Origin of the sequence: Dolichospermum flos-aquae CCAP 1403/13F, assembly GCF_012516395.1 — a bacterium.
Taxonomy (GTDB): Bacteria; Cyanobacteriota; Cyanobacteriia; order Cyanobacteriales; family Nostocaceae; genus Dolichospermum; species Dolichospermum lemmermannii.
Window position 1 is genome coordinate 453,527 of the sequence record NZ_CP051206.1, and the last position, 18,703, is coordinate 472,229.

23 protein-coding genes and 3 pseudogenes are annotated in these 18,703 nt (G+C 37.6%); 18 read left to right on the forward strand and 8 right to left on the reverse strand.

From position 1 onward, the window contains the following. Window position 1: 1 nt before the first annotated feature. The 4 genes and pseudogenes from HGD76_RS02375 to HGD76_RS02390 form a co-directional block, all read right to left on the reverse strand. On the reverse strand, window positions 2-814 hold the full coding sequence (locus HGD76_RS02375) for a PIN domain-containing protein (protein ID WP_168694852.1): 813 nt from the start codon (window positions 812-814) through the stop codon (window positions 2-4). A 70-nt stretch (window positions 815-884) separates the two neighbouring features. Continuing rightward, window positions 885-1,574, reverse strand: a complete 690-nt coding sequence (locus tag HGD76_RS02380) for a hypothetical protein (RefSeq protein WP_168694853.1) — start codon at window positions 1,572-1,574, stop codon at window positions 885-887. Window positions 1,575-1,674: 100 nt separating this feature from the next. Next, window positions 1,675-2,979 (reverse strand): annotated as a pseudogene (locus HGD76_RS02385) (site-specific integrase); the annotation flags it as partial. A 383-nt stretch (window positions 2,980-3,362) separates the two neighbouring features. Next, a pseudogene (locus tag HGD76_RS02390) lies at window positions 3,363-4,126 on the reverse strand (Uma2 family endonuclease). Window positions 4,127-4,255: 129 nt separating this feature from the next. Here HGD76_RS02390 and HGD76_RS02395 point away from each other — a divergent pair. The 18 genes and pseudogenes from HGD76_RS02395 (at window position 4,256) to HGD76_RS02475 (ending at window position 16,005) form a co-directional block, all read left to right on the forward strand. Then, on the forward strand, window positions 4,256-5,002 hold the full coding sequence (locus HGD76_RS02395) for a GUN4 domain-containing protein (protein WP_168694855.1): 747 nt from the start codon (window positions 4,256-4,258) through the stop codon (window positions 5,000-5,002). A 254-nt stretch (window positions 5,003-5,256) separates the two neighbouring features. Next, window positions 5,257-5,409 (forward strand): annotated as a pseudogene (locus HGD76_RS26170) (nitrogenase molybdenum-iron protein alpha chain); the annotation flags it as partial. Between the two features lie 184 nt (window positions 5,410-5,593). After that, complete coding sequence (gene nifK, locus HGD76_RS02400; RefSeq protein WP_148762493.1) at window positions 5,594-7,129, forward strand: nitrogenase molybdenum-iron protein subunit beta; 1,536 nt, start codon at window positions 5,594-5,596, stop codon at window positions 7,127-7,129. A 571-nt stretch (window positions 7,130-7,700) separates the two neighbouring features. Continuing rightward, window positions 7,701-9,068, forward strand: coding sequence for a nitrogenase iron-molybdenum cofactor biosynthesis protein NifE (nifE, locus tag HGD76_RS02405; RefSeq protein WP_168694856.1), 1,368 nt, complete (start codon window positions 7,701-7,703; stop codon window positions 9,066-9,068). Between the two features lie 103 nt (window positions 9,069-9,171). Further along, window positions 9,172-10,500, forward strand: a complete 1,329-nt coding sequence (gene nifN, locus HGD76_RS02410; RefSeq protein ID WP_148762489.1) for a nitrogenase iron-molybdenum cofactor biosynthesis protein NifN — start codon at window positions 9,172-9,174, stop codon at window positions 10,498-10,500. A gap of 261 nt (window positions 10,501-10,761) precedes the next feature. Next, window positions 10,762-11,181, forward strand: a complete 420-nt coding sequence (nifX, locus tag HGD76_RS02415; RefSeq protein WP_148762487.1) for a nitrogen fixation protein NifX — start codon at window positions 10,762-10,764, stop codon at window positions 11,179-11,181. Further along, window positions 11,178-11,654 carry a NifX-associated nitrogen fixation protein gene (locus HGD76_RS02420; protein ID WP_407644797.1) on the forward strand — a complete coding sequence of 159 codons (477 nt, stop codon included), beginning with the start codon at window positions 11,178-11,180 and terminating at the stop codon, window positions 11,652-11,654. Before nifX ends, HGD76_RS02420 begins: the two co-directional genes overlap by 4 nt. A 275-nt stretch (window positions 11,655-11,929) precedes the next feature. Then, entirely contained in the window at window positions 11,930-12,130 is a 201-nt protein-coding gene (locus HGD76_RS02425) for a CCE_0567 family metalloprotein (protein ID WP_015081332.1), read from the forward strand. Continuing rightward, the gene (gene nifW / locus HGD76_RS02430) at window positions 12,127-12,444 is read left to right on the forward strand and encodes a nitrogenase-stabilizing/protective protein NifW (RefSeq protein ID WP_015081333.1); all 318 of its coding nucleotides are present in this window, start codon (window positions 12,127-12,129) and stop codon (window positions 12,442-12,444) included. The genes HGD76_RS02425 and nifW overlap by 4 nt, the downstream gene beginning before the upstream one ends. A 10-nt stretch (window positions 12,445-12,454) precedes the next feature. After that, window positions 12,455-13,237 carry a HesA/MoeB/ThiF family protein gene (locus tag HGD76_RS02435; protein ID WP_148762483.1) on the forward strand — a complete coding sequence of 261 codons (783 nt, stop codon included), beginning with the start codon at window positions 12,455-12,457 and terminating at the stop codon, window positions 13,235-13,237. Between the two features lie 62 nt (window positions 13,238-13,299). Further along, window positions 13,300-13,668, forward strand: a complete 369-nt coding sequence (locus tag HGD76_RS02440) for a HesB/IscA family protein (RefSeq protein WP_015081335.1) — start codon at window positions 13,300-13,302, stop codon at window positions 13,666-13,668. Between the two features lie 105 nt (window positions 13,669-13,773). Next, window positions 13,774-14,073, forward strand: coding sequence for a 2Fe-2S iron-sulfur cluster-binding protein (locus HGD76_RS02445; RefSeq protein ID WP_015081336.1), 300 nt, complete (start codon window positions 13,774-13,776; stop codon window positions 14,071-14,073). 110 nt (window positions 14,074-14,183) lie between these two features. Beyond that, the gene (locus HGD76_RS02450) at window positions 14,184-14,435 is read left to right on the forward strand and encodes a ferrous iron transport protein A (protein WP_041458531.1); all 252 of its coding nucleotides are present in this window, start codon (window positions 14,184-14,186) and stop codon (window positions 14,433-14,435) included. A 347-nt stretch (window positions 14,436-14,782) separates the two neighbouring features. Next, entirely contained in the window at window positions 14,783-15,031 is a 249-nt protein-coding gene (locus HGD76_RS02455) for a DUF433 domain-containing protein (RefSeq protein ID WP_148762479.1), read from the forward strand. Beyond that, window positions 15,032-15,385 (forward strand): DUF5615 family PIN-like protein, encoded by a 354-nt coding sequence (locus tag HGD76_RS02460; protein ID WP_168694857.1) that lies wholly within the window; start codon window positions 15,032-15,034, stop codon window positions 15,383-15,385. A gap of 110 nt (window positions 15,386-15,495) precedes the next feature. After that, entirely contained in the window at window positions 15,496-15,726 is a 231-nt protein-coding gene (locus HGD76_RS02465; protein WP_015081338.1) for a DUF433 domain-containing protein, read from the forward strand. A gap of 2 nt (window positions 15,727-15,728) precedes the next feature. Continuing rightward, window positions 15,729-15,833 carry a DUF5615 family PIN-like protein gene (locus tag HGD76_RS26080; protein ID WP_407644807.1) on the forward strand — a complete coding sequence of 35 codons (105 nt, stop codon included), beginning with the start codon at window positions 15,729-15,731 and terminating at the stop codon, window positions 15,831-15,833. Window positions 15,834-15,858: 25 nt separating this feature from the next. Next, the gene (locus tag HGD76_RS02475) at window positions 15,859-16,005 is read left to right on the forward strand and encodes a type II toxin-antitoxin system HicA family toxin (protein WP_233467015.1); all 147 of its coding nucleotides are present in this window, start codon (window positions 15,859-15,861) and stop codon (window positions 16,003-16,005) included. Between the two features lie 36 nt (window positions 16,006-16,041). Here HGD76_RS02475 and HGD76_RS02480 read toward each other — a convergent pair whose 3' ends face one another. The 4 genes from HGD76_RS02480 to HGD76_RS02495 all read right to left on the reverse strand — a co-directional run bounded on the left by HGD76_RS02480 (window position 16,042) and on the right by HGD76_RS02495 (window position 18,654). Beyond that, on the reverse strand, window positions 16,042-16,377 hold the full coding sequence (locus tag HGD76_RS02480) for a DUF5615 family PIN-like protein (RefSeq protein WP_148762470.1): 336 nt from the start codon (window positions 16,375-16,377) through the stop codon (window positions 16,042-16,044). Beyond that, window positions 16,361-16,684, reverse strand: a complete 324-nt coding sequence (locus tag HGD76_RS02485) for a DUF433 domain-containing protein (protein ID WP_148766892.1) — start codon at window positions 16,682-16,684, stop codon at window positions 16,361-16,363. The genes HGD76_RS02480 and HGD76_RS02485 overlap by 17 nt, the downstream gene beginning before the upstream one ends. 125 nt (window positions 16,685-16,809) lie before the next feature. After that, window positions 16,810-17,214 carry a hypothetical protein gene (locus tag HGD76_RS02490; RefSeq protein ID WP_168694858.1) on the reverse strand — a complete coding sequence of 135 codons (405 nt, stop codon included), beginning with the start codon at window positions 17,212-17,214 and terminating at the stop codon, window positions 16,810-16,812. Window positions 17,215-17,313: 99 nt separating this feature from the next. Beyond that, window positions 17,314-18,654 carry a glycoside hydrolase family protein gene (locus HGD76_RS02495; protein ID WP_168694859.1) on the reverse strand — a complete coding sequence of 447 codons (1,341 nt, stop codon included), beginning with the start codon at window positions 18,652-18,654 and terminating at the stop codon, window positions 17,314-17,316. Window positions 18,655-18,703 lie beyond the last annotated feature (49 nt).

Consider the following 18,703-nt stretch of genomic DNA (forward strand, 5'->3'; position numbering starts at 1 on the left):
TTCATTCACGGGTATTGCGCCTAAATTCATCTACAAGTTCATATCTCGGATATAAAGCTTTTTTCTCGGATCTATAAAACCAATCATGCTTCTCTTCGCCTGAAACAAAGATAACGTGGCTTTTATTCGATTTTCCAATTTCTAATATCGTCAGCCAGATTAGAAGATCACCAATTCCTAAGTCTGGCTTACCTCCATCCTTATAACCCGGTGGATTTTTATGCAATATGAGGTTTTTCAAATCTTCTTTGACTTTATTTTGATCAATTTCTGGCTCTATAATTACACTTTTATTAAAAATTTCAGCGTAAATTAAACTAACTGGATCATTCCAAGTCCACCCACTAATATGATCTATTACAGAGCTAATAGCTTTCGTGTATTTTTTAATAAGTTCATTAATTTCTTTTTCAATCTCAAGAGTTTCTTTATATGCTTCTAATGACTCAAGAAGTGGGTACTTTCCTATATCAAATTTATGTTGTGATGAATTCTTTCGAGTTAATTGTTGGTAAACTTCTGCTATCTTAGTAGGTCTATTCTTAACAAATTCTCTAGCAGCTTGCGCTGGTATTATTAGACGATTATTTTGTACTAACTCTCTGTATATCTTTTGAATCTGATTAAGGCTATTTGTGCCTGTCGTATATGGAACAAGTAAAGTATTTGTATCGAGGACAATAATTGCATTATCTTTGATATCTTCAACTGGCTTGAGTACATTAGCGAATAATGAGGTTGCATCAGGAAAAATCCGATTAGCAATAAAAATATCAACTTCACTTTGTTCTGATTTACCTTGATTTGGTGACATAATTTTAAACTCCAATTTACATAATTTTTTAGATGAACACAAAGTACATAGTGATGTTATCTAGAATAGACTAATCTTTTACATAGGAAGCATTATTTAGAAACATGATTTTAGCTTTTTGCTCATCCATTTGTAGCAATAAGTGTCTTAAATCATGTAAGGCATCTTCTATGAAAGGAATAACAAAGCTATCATCATTAAATGGTTCAATTTCATCCTCAGCTTGAGAAATTGTAACTTCCATTCTTTCATGTATTTCTTTGATATCGTTAATAACATTTATGTTATAGAGATTCCAAGAAAAAATCTTGTATTTATTGCTTTTATAGACATCATTACTCCATTTTGAAGCAATACTTTTATAGAATTTTGAGTTAAATTCTTTCTCAGTCATTGATTTCAGTATTCTATAAGTTTTAACAAAAGACACTAGAGAATCATAGTTGCTATAAAGTTCTCCCCAAATTGCCGATTTAATTTCATACTCCTTGTTTTTTTCTTTGAACAAATCAACTGATTCTTTAACAATTAAAGATATTAAAGCTGCCGGAGGCAGTAAATATACAAGATGATCTAAATCATGTAGGTGATTTAGTCCAAGCGGTAAAGAAATAAGAGATATACTTATAATTGATAACTTCAAATTCTCATTTTTTTCAATATGAGCAATAATATCTTTAATATAGCCCTGCCTCCAATTAAGCCAAATAATAAGGAACATAAAACCAATCAACAAATTTTCCATAATATTTTCTTTCATAAAATGTGGGAGCATAAGTTGTGGAATGCAGATATCTGTCAACTTTAAACAAATGAAGTATATCACCTTTTACACAAATGATATTATTGATTAACAAAAATTAACTCCTTTTATAAACCACTTCCATTCTCAACTTCTCCATCTCAATCTTCAACCTTTCATTCTCCATTTTCAAAACCAAATTCTCATCCTTAATTACTTCAACCTCATTCCGTTTACTCAAAGCCTGATTAATTGCTAACTTCCGCATATCCAAAGAAAACCAACGTTGATAAGTTTTCGTATGAATCTGCACACTATGACCCAAATTATCCGCCGCAGCTTTAATAGGAACTCCCAAAATATGCGCTCGAATTGCCCAACCATGACGTAAATCATAGGGTTTAAAATCCAACCCGATTTTTCTAAACCACCAACTCACTCTTTGAATTAAAGCCGTGATTTCCGCATGATTATTCTGGTCTTTTTTACTAATTGCTATAGCCAACATTTCCAAATATTTCGGATTTCTTAAATCAAATTTATCAATCCATTCCTTATATAAAGGTAAAGCTTCCCTTTCACCAGTTTTACAATCTTTATCAACCTTCCAAGTTAAATCTACATTTTCATCACTCAACCACCAATCAATATGAGGATTTACAAAAAGCTCCCTGGGACGTAAACCAAAAACCGCCAACATTCCATAAGTCCAACGCCATAATTTCCAACTATCTTTAACATCTTGATTAACTTGCTTACCTCGATTATGCAAATATTCATCAAACTTATAAAATCCAGTAACTATATCCTTATCAGTAGGAACATTGCGAGAATTACTTTCAGGAACTTTAGAATAATTAGTTAAATTAATCTCAATGTTAAAAAGTTGACAAAAAACAGAAATAGCCCTCACAGCATTATATTTAGCCCATTCCTTATCTATCTTATCAATCGCATTAATCAAAACTTCCCCATTTGCCAAATCATCAGCATTTGTATAACGCTTAATTCGAGAAAAATAATAGAAAAAAGTATGTTTACTTTTAGTCGTGCGTTTATGGGTTTTAAAATATTCATCTTCAAACCTTGCCAATAACTCACCAATAGTTCGTAAATCCTTTTTAATTGCCTCATTTCCCAAATATTTATCATTCCAAACAAAACTTTTTCTAGCAATTAACTTTCCTAATTCATAAGCCTCTTCTTCAGCAGTTTTCAGTCCATCTAAGTTGGCAGGAATGTTTAAACTGAGGTTGTACTGTTTTTTACCTGTTTTGTTAATGTCTGCATCACCTGGTTTCAGGGGTAAAGTTGCCCGTAATTGCAGACATCCATTTGATTCTCGAATTGTTACTCTGATCTTTGCAGACTTCAAACGCAGATTTATCTGCTGTATTTCCTGGGTTAAGTTGGTTTTCATGTTGGGTTGTTTGTGGCGATCGCCTCAAATAAACAAAAAAAATGTAAAATTCAAAACTTCTGCTCTTGATTTTGAATTTTTTATTTTGCATTTTTAATTGTTTATTAGCCTATACTTAAACCCAAAATAAATATGTTAATTGCAAACATAGTTTATTGCTAACATTCCCAAGTGCGATAGCGTATACCTGACGGGACTATCGCTAAATAATCAACTGTCAGAATCAGGATGTCCAGGATTTTAGGATTTACAGAATTTGATTTATTATGTTGATGTTGGGTTGTTGATGGAATTTGTCAGAATCAGGATGTCCAGGATTTTAGGATTTATAGGATGTTAATGTTGGGTTTTACTATTGTTCAACCCAACCTACCAGTTATTTTTGATTAAATGGTATCTGGATCAATATTTAACTCCCTCAACTTTGCTGCTAAACGTTTGGATTTTTCGGATTCCATAGCGGCTCTTTTAGCTTCAATTTCTGCTCTTTCAGATTCCATAGCGGCTCTTTTAGCTTCAATTTCTGCTCTTTCAGCTTCAATTTCTGCACTTTCTTCAGGTGTAGGAACTAAAGTTCCATCTGATGTAAAATACCTTAACAAACCCTGATCAATTCCTAAATATAAACCCAATTCTTCACTCCATAAATGTCCTTTTTCATTAGGTTCTACAGGTTGATATTTCCCATGTATTAAATAAAAACCTACAAATTCCAAGGTATAAGGATCAAACCAAAAATATTCAGGTGTGCGGAAAGTCTCTTGATAAAGTTCTTTTTTAGTTTCTCTATCAGTTTTAGCCGTAGTTGGTGAAAGAATCTCCACAATTAAGTTAGGATATTTGCCATTTTCATCCCACACTACCCAACTTTTTCTAATTTTGCGTTCCGTCCCTAAAACCACGAAAAAATCTGGACCTCTCACATCTTCTGATTTTTTTGATGCGGACTATAGTAAATACTCAGATTTCCTACAGCATAAAAATCAGTTCTCTCTTTCCATAACCATTTAAGAGATTTTATTAAGATCATTATTTGTTCGAGATGCAGTTCTGTTTCCACGGGAGGTTCATCACTATATAAATCACTGGGTGGGAAAATAATATCTTCTGAGATATTAGGTTGCAATTCTAGTGCTTGAGTAATCATCATGATATGATAGCAAGTAATTATTTGTTTATTGTAGCATTAACAATTTCAAAATTGTTGTTTGAGTTGGATGAAATCAATAAATAAAAATTCGACGGACAATTATCGGTAAACAAGTGTGAGGGTAAGCTAGTGCAAAAATATTTCCAATCATTAATCAAATGTATTGTTGTGGGGCTTGGTGGCTTTCTTATAATTAGCTCTTTACTCGAAGGTAAATGGATTGAGGCTTTGACATTTGCTATGGGAACTTTAATTGGCGTGATAAGTACAAATACTCCTCGCATCCAAGGGCGTAAACAGATGCAAATTCCAGAGAAGTATAAAAAGCTGGCAAATTATCTGGCCACGGGACAATGGAAAAAAGCAGATAAAGAAACAACAGAATTGTTAATGAAACAAGAGCAAAGCAGTCTCTATGATGTAGTGAGCTTTGATTACCTGGGTGATAGTTTCACTATAAATGAACTATATGATATGCCTTACCAACGGATATGTGAGTATTGTGCCTCTATTCCCTGCGAAAATATCCAAATTATTGATCTGTTGTGGGGACACTTTAGTGATGGACGGTTTGGACTTAGTGCTCAACGCAAAGTAGCTTGGGAAAATAAAATTCAAGATATGAAAGATATGGAGAAACTTGGAGAGCTTTTAGGTTGGCGAGACAATGGTTACTGGATCTATTACGAAGACCTTACTTTTGATATGAAAGCACCATTAGGGCATCTTCCTGTTGATTGGTTCTTCTTGCTTGATAGAGCATCAGGTATTGTACCTATAGAACATGAGTTCGGCAAAAGAGAAAATCCTGTGATGTTTTATACGTATATCTGGTTCGTGCTTCAATTAAGATTTAGTAAGTGCCTCGAAGAGTAGGCATAACCTAACGCATTTATTGGGTTGTGCTGTCGCTTAACCCAACCTTGTATTTTCTCGTTCCCAGCCAGACTCTCGGAATGTAGATGACGAGGTTCTACCTCAACCCTAATAAGCGGAGGCATTCTTTGTCTGAGCCGGGGAACGAGAGGTTAGCATTAGACTATATTTAGACTAAAAATAAATGTGTTAACCGCAAACATAGTTTATTGCCGACATAGCTCACTGCAAGCATAAAACTATTAAACCAGCAATATAAATACTCCGGTCCTTACCACGGTTACGACGGATTCGCAATCTTCGCTCGTGACATGGATTTGGCACTCAACAGCCCAACATGGGGATTAATCGGCGCTCCCTGGAACAAGTCTGCAAAGAAAGCATTAAGAGCTACAGCAGCAGTCTAGGAAACAGAGTAGGGGCAAACCTGGCCGGATAGGAAAAGTCTGGGGTTTAGCCCCAGGGGGGAGTAGGGAATTCAAGATTCAAAATTAAAAATTCTCAGTTTTGAATTTTGCATTCTGAATTTTGAGCAACATTCCCCACTCTCTATACACCAAACAATACACAGAAGTCTCGGAGATACGCAAAATGCCTCAAGATCCCAATAAGATTCAGGACCACGTTGAGCTATTCCACCAACCAGAATACCAAGAACTGTTTGAAAACAAAAAACAGTTTGAAAACGGCCACACCCCTGAAGAAGTACAACGAGTTTCCGAATGGACAAAAAGCTGGGAATACCGGGAAAAGAACTTTGAACGGACAGCTTTAACCGTTAACCCAGCTAAGGGTTGTCAACCTTTAGGCGCTATGTTTGCGGCTGTGGGTTTTGAAGGTACTCTTCCCTTTGTTCAAGGTTCTCAAGGTTGCGTGGCTTACTTCCGTACCCACTTAACCCGTCACTACAAAGAACCATTTGCTGGTGTTTCTTCTTCCATGACAGAAGACGCTGCTGTGTTCGGTGGTTTACAAAACATGATTGATGGTTTGGCTAACTCCTACAGCTTGTACAAGCCAAAAATGATCGCTGTTTGCACCACTTGTATGGCAGAAGTTATCGGTGATGACTTACAGTCATTTATCGGTAATGCTAAAGAAGCTGGTTCAGTTCCTCAAGATTTCCCCGTACCTTTTGCTCACACACCTAGCTTCGTTGGTTCTCACATCACTGGTTACGACAACATGATGAAGGGAATTCTTTCTACCTTAACCGTAGGTAAAAAGACAGCCAAGAGCAACGGTAAAATCAACTTCATTCCTGGTTTTGATACCTACGTGGAAAACAACCGCGAAATTAAGCGGATTGCTTCTTTAATGGGTATTGACTACACCTTGTTGTCTGACAACAGTGATTATGTTGATTCACCTTGTGATGGTGAATACAATATGTATCCAGGTGGTACTAAGTTGGAAGATGCAGCAGATTCCATCAACGCTAAGGCTACTATTGCTCTTCAAGCTTACTCTACCACCAAGACCCGCGAATACATTGCTAAGGAATGGAATCAAGACGTTAGTGTTGCTCGTCCTTGGGGTATCAAGGGAACTGACGAGTTCTTGATGAAACTCAGCGAAATGACTGGTAAGGCTATTCCTGAAGAGTTAGAAATCGAACGTGGTCGTGCAGTTGACGCAATGACCGACTCCCATGCTTGGTTACATGGTAAGCGTTTCGCTATCTACGGTGATCCTGACTTAGTTTACAGCGTAGTTGGTTTCATGTTGGAAATGGGTGCTGAACCAGTACACATCTTGGTTCACAACACCAATGAAGTATTCGAGAAAGAATTGCAAGCATTGTTAGATTCTAGCACCTTCGGTAAGTCCGCTAAAATCTGGGGTGGTAAAGACTTGTGGCACTTACGCTCCTTGTTATTCACCGAACCCGTAGACCTGTTGATTGGTAACTCCTACGGTAAGTACCTGTGGCGCGATTGTGGTGTACCTTTGGTAAGAATCGGTTATCCTATCATGGATCGTCACCACTACCACCGTTACGCAACTGTTGGTTACAAAGGTATAATCAACCTGTTGAACTGGATCGTTAACACAGTCTTTGAAGAAATTGACCGCAGCACCAATGTTGCTGGTAAGACCGATATTTCCTACGACTTAATTCGTTAAGAATGTCTGTAGGGTGGGGTTTCCCCATCCTTTCGCTGAAAAATAGACAAAGGGGACTGGGACTTAGGCAATTTACCTAAAATCCCATCCCCTATCTCCAGTTCTTAATAATTAAACGCAGATAAACGCAGATGAATTAATTTTTTCTCTTTTCTCTTGCAAAACCAAATGTTATGAAAATCCCACCCCTAGAAAATACAGATAAATACATATCTTTTTTGAAAGTTTATCTGTGTAAATATTAAGTTAATCAGATTTTGCAGAAAATCTATAAATCAATACAAACTAAGTATAAAAACTTGGTTATTTTCGGGGAATTAGAATTATTATATTTAATATATCCTGTGGTAATCCTAAATTATTTGTGAGATATTTCTCACTTATTCTCTATTACAGCAAGTTTCTATGATCTTTTCTGTAGAGACACAAACCCAGAAATAGATAATGCTGTAAATAGTTCCACAAATAATTTTTATTAATTTGCAATATTTTTCTCGAAGTCATCATCTTGATGATTAACTTTAAGCAAGATTTGTCATGGTTGTAAACTCCATCTAGCCCCAGAATAAAAATGAAAGTCACCCAAAGCAAAATTAACGAACTTCTGAGTGAATCAGGATGCGAACATAATCAACAGAAACAGGGAGAAAAGAAAAATAAATCTTGTACCCAACAGGCTCAACCAGGTGCGGCTCAAGGTGGTTGTGCCTTTGATGGGGCGATGATTGCTTTAGTTCCTATTACCGATGCTGCTCACTTGGTACATGGTCCCATTGCTTGCGCGGGCAATTCCTGGGGAAGTCGTGGTAGTCTGTCTTCTGGACTAATGCTTTATAAGACAGGTTTTACTACCGATGTGGGTGAAAATGATGTCATTTTCGGTGGGGAGAAAAAGCTTTATAAGGCGATTTTAGAAATAAAAGAACGTTATCAGCCAGCGGCAGTTTTTGTTTACGCTACTTGCGTTACAGCCTTAATTGGTGATGATATTGATGCAGTTTGTAAGGTGGCAGCCGAAAAAATTGGTACTCCGGTAATTCCTGTCATTGCTCCCGGATTTATTGGTAGTAAAAATTTAGGTAATCGCTTTGGTGGTGAATCCTTACTAGAATATGTAGTGGGAACTGCTGAACCTGAATATACTACCCCTTATGATATTAATTTAATAGGTGAATATAATATTGCTGGGGAAATGTGGGGGGTTTTACCTTTATTTGAAAAGTTAGGAATTCGGGTTTTATCGAAAATTACTGGTGATGCTCGTTATGAAGAAGTGCGTTATGCTCACCGAGCTAAATTAAATGTGATGATTTGCTCACGAGCGTTATTAAATATGGCGCGAAAAATGCAGGAACGTTACGGAATTCCCTACATTGAAGAGTCATTTTATGGAATTAAAGATATTAACCGTTGTCTGCGAACTGTAGCTGCTAAATTAGGTGATGCTGATTTGCAGGAACGCACAGAAAAACTCATTGCTGAAGAAACTGCGGCTTTAGATATTGCACTTGCTCCCTATCGAGAAAAATTAAAAGGAAAACGCATTGTTCTATATACTGGTGGTGTGAAAAGTTGGTCAATTATTTCTGCTGCGAAGGATTTGGGAATTGAAGTTGTGGCCACAAGTACCCGTAAAAGTACAGAAGAAGATAAAGCGAAAATCAAAAATTTGTTGGGTAATGATGGCATTATGTTGGAGAAGGGGAACGCCTCCGAACTCCTGAAATTAATTGAAGAAACTAACGCAGATATGCTTATTGCTGGCGGTAGAAATCAATATACTGCTCTCAAAGCGAGAGTTCCCTTTTTAGATATTAACCAAGAACGTCATCATCCTTATGCCGGTTATGTGGGCATGGTGGAAATGGCACGGGAGTTGACTGAGGCTTTATATAGCCCCGTTTGGGAGCAAATTCGTAAGCCTGCTCCTTGGGAATAATTGAAAATTACAGCACACATCTTGTTTTTGTTTCGCGCAAAGGTGCAAAGGAGCAAAGACGCAAAGGAAGAAATACTTTGAGATTATTGAGATTATAGTTATTATGGCGATCGCAATTGTTCCAGAAAAGTCTCTGACTGTAAACCCCCTCAAACAAAGTCAGGCTTTAGGCGCTTCTTTGGCTTTTTTGGGGTTGAAGGGAACTATGCCTTTATTTCATGGTTCTCAGGGTTGTACGGCGTTTGCAAAGGTGGTTTTGGTTCGACATTTTCGGGAAGCAATTCCTCTTGCTACTACTGCAATGACGGAAGTTACTACGATTTTGGGTGGTGAGGAAAATGTGGAGCAAGCTATTCTCACTTTGGTGGAAAAGGTACAACCGGAAATTATTGGTTTGTGTACCACTGGTTTAACAGAAACTAGAGGTGATGATATTGAAATGTTCTTGAAAGATATTCGAGAACGTCACCCTGAACTTAATCATTTAGCCATTATTTTTGCTCCTACTCCTGATTTTAAAGGTGCATTACAAGACGGTTTTGCAGTTGCGGTAGAAAGTATAGTTAAAGAAATTCCCAAAGCAGGGGGAATTAAACCCGAACAAATCACCATTTTAGCTGGTGCTGCGCTCACTCCTGGAGATGTCCAAGAAGTTCGAGAAATGGTAACAGCTTTCGGTCTAGAACCAATATTTGTACCTGATTTGGGAGCTTCTTTAGATGGACATTTGGAAGATGGTTATACTGCTATAACTGCTAGTGGCACAACTCTCAAACAATTACGTTCTCTTGGTAGTTCGGCTTTTACCTTAGCATTAGGTGAAAGTATGTTAGGGGCGGCGAAAATTTTAGAGGAACGGTTTGGAACTAACTATCAAGTATTCAGAGATTTAACAGGATTAGAACCTGTAGATAAATTTCTGCAAAAGTTATCTTTATTAAGTGGAAATCCCGTTCCTGAAAAATATCGTCGTCAACGTCGTCAATTGCAAGACGCAATGTTAGATACTCACTTTTATTTTAGTGGAAAACGAGTATCTTTAGCTTTAGAACCGGATTTGTTGTGGACAATGGTGGGATTTTTGCAATCAATGGGGGCAGAAATTCACAATGCTGTCACCACAACTCGTTCTCCATTACTTGAACTACTTCCTATCAATAATGTCACCATTGGTGATTTAGAGGATTTTGAAAACTTGGCGCAAGGTTCTGATTTATTGATTGGTAATTCCCACGTGAATACCATCTCTAAACGCCTTTCTATTCCGCTCTATCGTTTAGGTATTCCCATTTATGACCGATTAGGAAATGGTCTATTTACCAAAGTAGGCTATCGCGGTACTATCGAGCTTCTTTTTGGTATGGGAAACCTATTCATAGAACAAGAAGAATCATCAATGATGAACCAATGGTCATCAGTAATCAACAAATAACACCTGATACCATTTTTTCTATCTCTGTGTCCTCTGTGCCTCTGTGGTTCGTTCATCTTAATTCAGAATAATTAGTATGACAACCGACCACCAACAACAGGGCAAGCGCATCTTATTTTTAGAATGCTTACTGGACAAAGGTTTTGACGATTGTTAAGTTTTGTAACTAAAAGTTAAAACCCTTGCTGGGCATGGATTACAGAATTTAGGTGCGTTTGCCCTGCCACCAACAACTGACAACTGACAACCAACAAAGGACAAATGAAAGTGAAAATTGCTTTTACGACAACTGACCGAATTCATGTTAATGCTCACTTTGGTTGGGCTAAGGAAATTGATGTTTATGAAATTTCCGATAACGGATATGAATTCGTTGAAACTCTCAAGTTTGAAGGTGATTTGAAGGAAGATGGTAATGAAGATAAAATTACCCCCAAACTACAAGCACTGAATGATTGCACAATTGTTTATGTTGTCGCTATTGGTGGTAGTGCAGCCGCTCGTTTAATTAAAAAGAGTGTAACCCCAGTTAAGGCTAAATCTGAAGAGGAAAAAATTGAAGATATTCTCAACAAATTAGTCAAAACTCTCAAGGGTAATCCTCCACCTTGGTTACGGAAAGCTTTAGGACAGAAAAAACTTAGTTTTGCTGAAGAACTTGAGAACGAAGCAACATTATGAGTACAAATGATGTGAATGGAACTGGTAACAATTCAGAGGGGGTTTTAACTCCTTTCCACAAATCATTAGTTCAACAAATCCGGGCGCAAGATAGTTATGGTTTTTACCGGAGTTGGACTGATGAATTAATCCTCAAACCCTATATTGTTACTAAACAAAAGAAACGGGAAATTTCCGTAGAAGGTGAAATTGATCCCGCAACTCTTTCCCGAATAAATGCTTTTTTTCGAGCGATAGCATCCAGTATTGAAAAGGAAACCGGACTTATTTCTAATGTGGTTGTGGAATTAGGACATGAGGGTTTCGGTTGGGCTTTAATATTTTCTGGACGCTTATTATTAACTGTAAAAACCTTACGTGATGCCCATCGTTTTGGTTTTGATTCCTTCGATAAATTAGACGAAGAAGGCGCAAAGTTTGTGGAAAAAGGCATTGATTTAGCCAAGCGTTTCCCCGAAGTTGGCAATCTTTAATTAGTCAGTTGTCAGTAGGGGCGAAGCATTTGGAAGATAAATTATCGGTCATTGCCAAAAATAGTTCTCCAAATGCTTCGCCCGTACAGTTGTCAGCATTTGGAAGATAAATTATCGGTCATTGCCAAAAATAGTTCTCCAAATGCTTCGCCCGTACAGTGGTCAGTGGTTAGTGGTTAGTGGTTAGAGGAAACTTTCAAATTTGTTCTCTTCTATAGCAAATTACAACTGACAACTGACAACTGACAAAGGACAACTGACAAAGGACAAAAAATATGACAATTGAGGAAATTACAACCAAGATCAAAAAGCTAAATAGTAAAGCAGGTCAAATGAAAATGGATCTGCATGATTTAGCGGAAGGTTTGCCCACAGACTACCACAAACTAATGGATGTTGCTGCGGAAACTTACGAAATCTACTGTCAGTTAGATGGACTCAAGCAACAACTCAAAAAAATGGAGAATTCTAAATGAGTACCAATATTGATGAATTCAAGAAGTTAGTAGATGCAGAAGAATTTTTCATCTTCTTTAATCTGCCCTATGACCAAAAATTTGTAAATGTCAATCGTTTACATATTTTGAAAAAGTTTTCTCAGTTCATGAGTCAAATTGATGATACTTATCCCCAGATAAGTGACGAAGAAAGATTAGAGAAATATTGTACAGCTTTGCAACAAGCTTATCAGGTGTTTATAGAATCTACACCCCATGAACAAAAGCTGTTCAAGGTGTTTAATGATAAGCGAAAAAATGTTGTCACCCTGACAGAAATCACCTCAGATTAGGAGTTAAAAAGTGATCAACCTAACGCCTACCGAATTGGAACGCTATAGTCGCCAAATGATGCTTCCTAATTTTGGCGAATTAGCTCAAAAGCGCCTGAAATCAGCGACTGTTTTGGTGTCGGGTGTGGGTGGATTAGGCGGTACGGCGGCGCTTTACCTAGCAGTAGCGGGTGTTGGGCGGCTAATCCTAGTCCGGGGTGGAGATTTGCGGCTGGATGATATGAATCGTCAGGTTTTGATGACTGACGACTGGGTGGGTAAACCTAGAGTATTTAAAGCCCAAGAAACACTTAAAGCCATCAATCCCGATGTCCAAGTGGATGTAGTTCACGATTACATTACCGCCGAAAATGTGGATGAGTTGGTGCAGTCGGCGGATATGGCTTTGGATTGCGCTCATAATTTCACTGAACGCAATTTGTTAAATGCAGCCTGTGTCCGCTGGCGCAAGCCCATGGTAGAGGCGGCTATGGATGGAATGGAGGCTTACCTCACTACGATTATTCCTGGTGTTACGCCTTGTTTATCCTGTCTGTTTCCAGAAAAGCCTGATTGGGATCGGCGCGGTTTTTCTGTGCTGGGGGCTGTTTCTGGGACTTTGGCTTGTTTGACGGCGTTAGAAGCGGTGAAGTTGATTACTGGTTTTAGTCAACCGCTGTTGTCAGAGTTGCTGACCATTGATTTGAACCGAATGGAATTTGCTAAACGCCGTTCTCACCGCGATCGCAATTGTCCAGTCTGTGGTAATACTGCCCCTTGGAGATATTCCCAATCTCAAACTGCAACGGTATAAAGTACCTCTTTTTTCAAATCCACATTCCAAATCAGAATATTCGCTACAGAATAGGAAACAAAATGACTGTTACTTTAACAGAAAAGGCTGAATTTCGTCTGCGGGCATTTTTAAAAGGTTCTGCAACTGAAGACGCTAAAAAAGGTGTCCGCATCTCCGTTAAAGATGGTGGTTGCAGTGGCTACGAGTATGGCATCGAAATTACCAGTAAGCCCCAACCTGATGATGTCGTATCTCAACAAGGAAATGTGTTGATTTACGTTGATGCTAAAAGTGCGCCTTTATTAGCAGGTGTGGTAGTTGATTTTGTTGAGGGAGTAATGGACAGCGGCTTCAAGTTTTCCAATCCCAATGCAACTGATACCTGCGGTTGTGGCAAATCTTTTAAAACAGATGATGGTACTCCCACTGGTGTACCTTGCGGCCAATAGTTCAAAGTTCAAAAAATAAGCCTTTCATTTTGAATTTTGAACTCAGCCGGGGAAACTTAACTAACTCAAAAACTCACTTCATTCACGTTTGAGGAGAATTAAAAAATGGCGACCTACCAAGTAAGATTGATCAGCAAAAAAGAAGACTTCGACACCACAATTGAATGTGACGAAGACACCACAATTCTAGATGCAGCAGACGAAGCTGGGATTGAATTACCTTTCTCCTGTCACTCCGGTGCTTGTTCTAGCTGTGTAGGTAAGGTTGTTGAAGGTGAAATCAATCAAGACGATCAATCCTTCCTAGATGATGAGCAAATAGGCAAAGGATTCGCTCTATTATGTGTTACCTATCCTCGGTCTAACTCTACAATCAAGACTCACCAAGAACCTTATCTTGCTTAATACAATATCTGTCAGGGTTTAGCATTACTGAACTCTTTCAATTTCACAATGATGGAGGATGTTTATCATCTTTCATCATTTCAATTTTCGCTTTTTATTTTGATAATCCAATGTTTACTCCTTTTACTATTATGGGTTGTTCTTTAGAATTGATGAAAGCAGGCGATTGTGGGATAGTTACTATTTGTCAAAGTCAAGATGAGATAATTAGAAAAAAGCTCATATTAATGGGCATTAAAACAGGGAATACCATTACTGTAGAACAGCAATTTCCGACTTTTGTGATTAAATCTGGTGGTTTATCTATGACTATAGATCGGGAAATAGCACGGGCTATTTATGTGCGAGTGATTGAGGGGTGAAAGGATTGATTATTAACTTTTGTTTAAATTGTGATTTAAAATACGAAAATACTGTATTGTCTAAATTAGGTATTACTAATTAATTTAAATCCAAAATTATGTGTTTGAGTGATATAATTAATGAGTTAGATTGTTGAATGTCATGTTTTGAGAGGCTTTGTTAGGTTTTAAGTAGGTGGACGTGAAATAACCAAAATGTGTAACGATATGTAAATTTACCTCAATGCGTTATTGTAGTTGAGTTTTAGCCATTTCACAAAACGAAATATATTTTGATTTTCCTCCGCCCACCTACTTACTGATGTTCAAACCAACGGCAAAAACTATTACTTACCACTTGAGAATATATGATAGAACGAGAAATACTGAATCGTATTACTACAAATCCCAAAGTAATGGCTGGAAAACCGACAATTAAGGGTACACGCTTAACCGTCGAGTATATTCTTAATCTCCTTGCACACGGTGCAACAGTCATAGAAATTTTGGAAGAATATGAAGGTTTAGTAGAAGCAGATATTCGAGCTTGTTTATTATTTGCATCTCGCTCTCTAGAAAGTACCAGTTTCATGCCTTTGATTGCGGAGATTGCCTAGATGCGATTTTTAGTAGATGAAAATACAGGTGTGACTGTCGCTCGCTGGTTACTTGAAAAAGGTCATGAAGTTTTCTCAGTTTATGAACAAGCACGGGGAATAGATGATGACACAATTATTCAAAAGGCTTTTGATGAAAATTGGATTTTAATAACTAGCGACAAAGATTTTGGCGAAAAAGTTTATCGGGATCAATACCCTCATCGGGGTGTGATTCTTCTGCGTTTGGAAAATGAACGTTCTGCAAATAAAATCTATATTTTACAACAGGTATTAGAGCAGCACAAGGAACAGTTAGCAGATAGTTTTGTGGTAGTCACTGAAACTCAGATTAGATTTGCCAGGATAAGATAATTTTTTCAATTTTTGTTGCAAAATCGAAGATTGCCACAGCCTAGCCAACCATATCTTAAACCTAAAACAAAAGATGTTAAAATACTATAAAGTTAGAGAGATTAAATAATATGAGCTATCAAGATATTATTACCATTGAGCCAGATAAGCGGGGTGGTAAACCTTGTATTCGCCGGATGAGAATCACAGTTTATGATGTTTTAGGTTGGTTAGCATCTGGTATGTCTTATGCAGAGATATTAGAAGATTTTCCAGAATTAACAGAAGACGATATTAGAGCTTGTCTAGAATTTGCTGCTGACCGTGAACATCGTTTAGTTGCTACGGTAGGTGCGGCTTGAAATTGCTTTTTGACCAAAATTTGAGTCGTAAATTAATAACTCGATTAGCAGATATTTTTTCTGATTCTAGTCATGTTCAGCTTCATGATTTAGCAGAAAAAACTTGATCACCAAACAGGTAGTCATATTCGATTGACAACTCAAGAAAATGGTAAACATCACATTACTATTCCTAATCATAGTCCAATTAAAATTGGGACTCTTAGTGCCATTTTACGTGATATTGATAACCATTTTAATTTTACCCGCGATGAATGCCTAACTCAATTATTTGAATAGTGGTTGACTGTGTTGGAATCAAAAGCAATTTAATTTTCACAAAAATTCAAGTTGATTTTTCATATCTCCTGGTTCAAGTGTTTCCCAAATCAGAATTAAAGTATTTAAAATTTCACCAATTGAACGGCGTTTCTGATCACAATACGTAATTCCTGCATGAGTTATACCGCTACGATGAAGAATAACAAAATCATCATCATGAGTAATCAATATCCGATTTTCAGATAACGCAAAAGCAATTTGTTCTCTGTCTGATACACCCATTAATCCGGTTTCTGACGTTGTAGTAACATTGATTCCTCGACGATGTAAACCTAACGCGATCGCATTACTAACACTTTCATCTAAATGAAATTTAATTCTCTCTATCATTGCGTTTTTTCAGTTTTTGTTGCAGAATCGAAGGAGTTTGTGCTTGAATTTCTTGGATTAAAGCCTCTGATTCTGATATTTGTTGCCTAATTTCTTCCCGATGATCATGATAGTATGCTAAAGCAGCATAGACATCAGACAAGGTAATACTAGGATAATGGTAGAGAATTTCATCAGGAGACATTCCCATTTGTTCATGCCAAATCACAATATCCTGAACTCGAATCCGATGTCCAGCAATGCGAGGTTTTCCTCCACAAATACCAGGAGTGATTTCAATATGTTCTTTGATTACGTTGACGGACATACTATTATCAAGAGAATTATTTGCTCTAATTATATCACTATTTTATTAGGTAGGTGCATATTGTCGTTTGAGTATCTTACAAAGATTTGGACTATTACTGTACCTTTAGCTCTATTTGAAATTATTTAATTTTTGACTTGTTGGAAAGTTTTATAATTTCTACAAACAACCTCTAAACAAATATCTCCTTCCAAACGAAAATAAATTAGCGATTGTAAATTAGTGTTAATTATTCCAGTTTGATTGACAAATGGATAGGATGATAAAAATTCCGGGATATTATCTTCAATTTTTTTGAATTCAACTTCTCCTACCCAAAAACAGATATCTTCATCATTTGCATTTAGAGGTTGGGAAAAAACCAGGTGAATAATTTGGTAAAATTCAATGGCTACATCATCAGCTTCAGGTCCAAACGTAAAATCAAGACGTAATCCCAGGTTTTGAGGATTTAAAGAAATACCAACTAAGTCAGCACTTTTTAAATCTTCGAGAAATGTGGTGAGGTTTTGTGTAATTGTTGTTGTCATAGATTTACAATTATAAGAGCTTGTCTATTATTCCCATTTGACTCTTATATAAGTGCGTTGTCAGAAAGCACAACGCACTTATATCGTAGCGTGCCTTCTCTACAATCCCCAATCTACAACTAGCAAACGCGGATCAAACTCTCGCAATAAACGCACCAGTTCTTTTAAATCATTAATAGAATTTACACAGACGCAACCCGCACTACCAGGACTGTGTCCGTCTTTAATCCAGTTCCAATCAGCATGAAATCCAAATGCGTCACGGTCATCTGATTGCTTACCAACGAAGGGAACCCATACAGGACCAAGTCCGTTGTTTTGGTGTGGATGGGATGCGTTATAATTATCTTTACCTCCTGCCCAGTCAATATCGCCGATAATATAGCTACCTTGAGGAATTGGCTGTAGACTACCTGGAAAACTGTCAGGATCGCTAAATAGTAAGAAACGCTGCGCTCCTGGTGCGCCAGATACAACCGCTAGGGATTCAACCACACCTCGTGTGGGATGTACAAACTCCAATTTACACAATTTCAATCCTTCATACGCATCTTTACTGGTGCGTGTAAGGCGACAGTAAACGCCTCTATCCGGTGTAGGAGCAGGAACAAGTCCCCGCGCTCGTCTTAGAGCATTTTCGATCGCTCTTTTGGTTTCTTGTCCGACCTTACCATCAATTTTGCTTAAAGCCTCACGTCTTTGCAGCAGTTCAACAGCACTTTTGGTAATATCATTAAACTCATTTGGCTGCGAAGTCATCCGCAGGAATCCCAATCCTGCAAGAGCGCAATTGAGGATATAGCAATCATCTCCGACATCACCCTTGACAATTAATGCACTGGTAAATGGTAGAGGTACAGGAGCAGGGTGATAGGGACGTTCTTCTACTGATGAAGTAGTAGGGGTTGTAGTTGGGACTGAAGTGGAACTTGCAGAATTTCCCACAGAAGGATTTAACCCGTCTCTTCGGAATAGAGCTTCTTCATCATTACGACGATTGACTAATCCTGGCAAAACTGTTCTAGTACCATTGTCTGTACCATGTACCCAACGGTCAAATTCGCGGGCTGCACCTTCGTAATCTACGTCATTATTCAGTTTTCGTAATAGTGTTGACTCACCAAATGCTCCAATGCCAATGTTATAAACAAAGGAAACTAAGGCATCAAACATACCTTGTGTTAAAGCTGCTCGACAAAGCTGATCAACATCTTCTGCTGCTTGTTCAACTTCCATCTTCAACCAGCGTTCTGCTGTTGTTAGATTGATAACATCACCGGGCTGAATGGGTCTGTTCAAATCCAAGTGTTCTATAGAACCGAACCCAATCGTCCATATTCCAACTGGATCTTTATACGCTTCAATCAAACCATCAGGGCGCTTCTTGTGCAACCCCTCCCATTTTTTAATTAAACTAAAACACTCGTTACTTGGTTTCATGCGTTTAACTCTAGGCTAAAGTTCTTTTGAGATCATCTTCAAATTTTTT

Bases quoted from the DNA above. Each gene is read 5' to 3' on its own strand.
- HGD76_RS02490 (WP_168694858.1), bottom strand. From the start codon at position 17,214: ATGACAACAACAATTACACAAAACCTCACCACATTTCTCGAAGATTTA.
- HGD76_RS02440 (WP_015081335.1), top strand. From the start codon at position 13,300: ATGACTGTTACTTTAACAGAAAAGGCTGAATTTCGTCTGCGGGCATTT.
- HGD76_RS02495 (WP_168694859.1), bottom strand. From the start codon at position 18,654: ATGAAACCAAGTAACGAGTGTTTTAGTTTAATTAAAAAATGGGAGGGG.
- nifW (WP_015081333.1), top strand. From the start codon at position 12,127: ATGAGTACCAATATTGATGAATTCAAGAAGTTAGTAGATGCAGAAGAA.
- nifE (WP_168694856.1), top strand. From the start codon at position 7,701: ATGAAAGTCACCCAAAGCAAAATTAACGAACTTCTGAGTGAATCAGGA.
- nifX (WP_148762487.1), top strand. From the start codon at position 10,762: ATGAAAGTGAAAATTGCTTTTACGACAACTGACCGAATTCATGTTAAT.
- HGD76_RS02420 (WP_407644797.1), top strand. From the start codon at position 11,178: ATGAGTACAAATGATGTGAATGGAACTGGTAACAATTCAGAGGGGGTT.
- HGD76_RS02485 (WP_148766892.1), bottom strand. From the start codon at position 16,684: ATGTCCGTCAACGTAATCAAAGAACATATTGAAATCACTCCTGGTATT.
- HGD76_RS02450 (WP_041458531.1), top strand. From the start codon at position 14,184: ATGTTTACTCCTTTTACTATTATGGGTTGTTCTTTAGAATTGATGAAA.
- HGD76_RS02375 (WP_168694852.1), bottom strand. From the start codon at position 814: ATGTCACCAAATCAAGGTAAATCAGAACAAAGTGAAGTTGATATTTTT.
- HGD76_RS02480 (WP_148762470.1), bottom strand. From the start codon at position 16,377: ATGATAGAGAGAATTAAATTTCATTTAGATGAAAGTGTTAGTAATGCG.
- HGD76_RS02455 (WP_148762479.1), top strand. From the start codon at position 14,783: ATGATAGAACGAGAAATACTGAATCGTATTACTACAAATCCCAAAGTA.
- HGD76_RS02460 (WP_168694857.1), top strand. From the start codon at position 15,032: ATGCGATTTTTAGTAGATGAAAATACAGGTGTGACTGTCGCTCGCTGG.
- nifN (WP_148762489.1), top strand. From the start codon at position 9,172: ATGGCGATCGCAATTGTTCCAGAAAAGTCTCTGACTGTAAACCCCCTC.
- HGD76_RS02425 (WP_015081332.1), top strand. From the start codon at position 11,930: ATGACAATTGAGGAAATTACAACCAAGATCAAAAAGCTAAATAGTAAA.
- nifK (WP_148762493.1), top strand. From the start codon at position 5,594: ATGCCTCAAGATCCCAATAAGATTCAGGACCACGTTGAGCTATTCCAC.
- HGD76_RS02445 (WP_015081336.1), top strand. From the start codon at position 13,774: ATGGCGACCTACCAAGTAAGATTGATCAGCAAAAAAGAAGACTTCGAC.
- HGD76_RS02380 (WP_168694853.1), bottom strand. From the start codon at position 1,574: ATGAAAGAAAATATTATGGAAAATTTGTTGATTGGTTTTATGTTCCTT.
- HGD76_RS02465 (WP_015081338.1), top strand. From the start codon at position 15,496: ATGAGCTATCAAGATATTATTACCATTGAGCCAGATAAGCGGGGTGGT.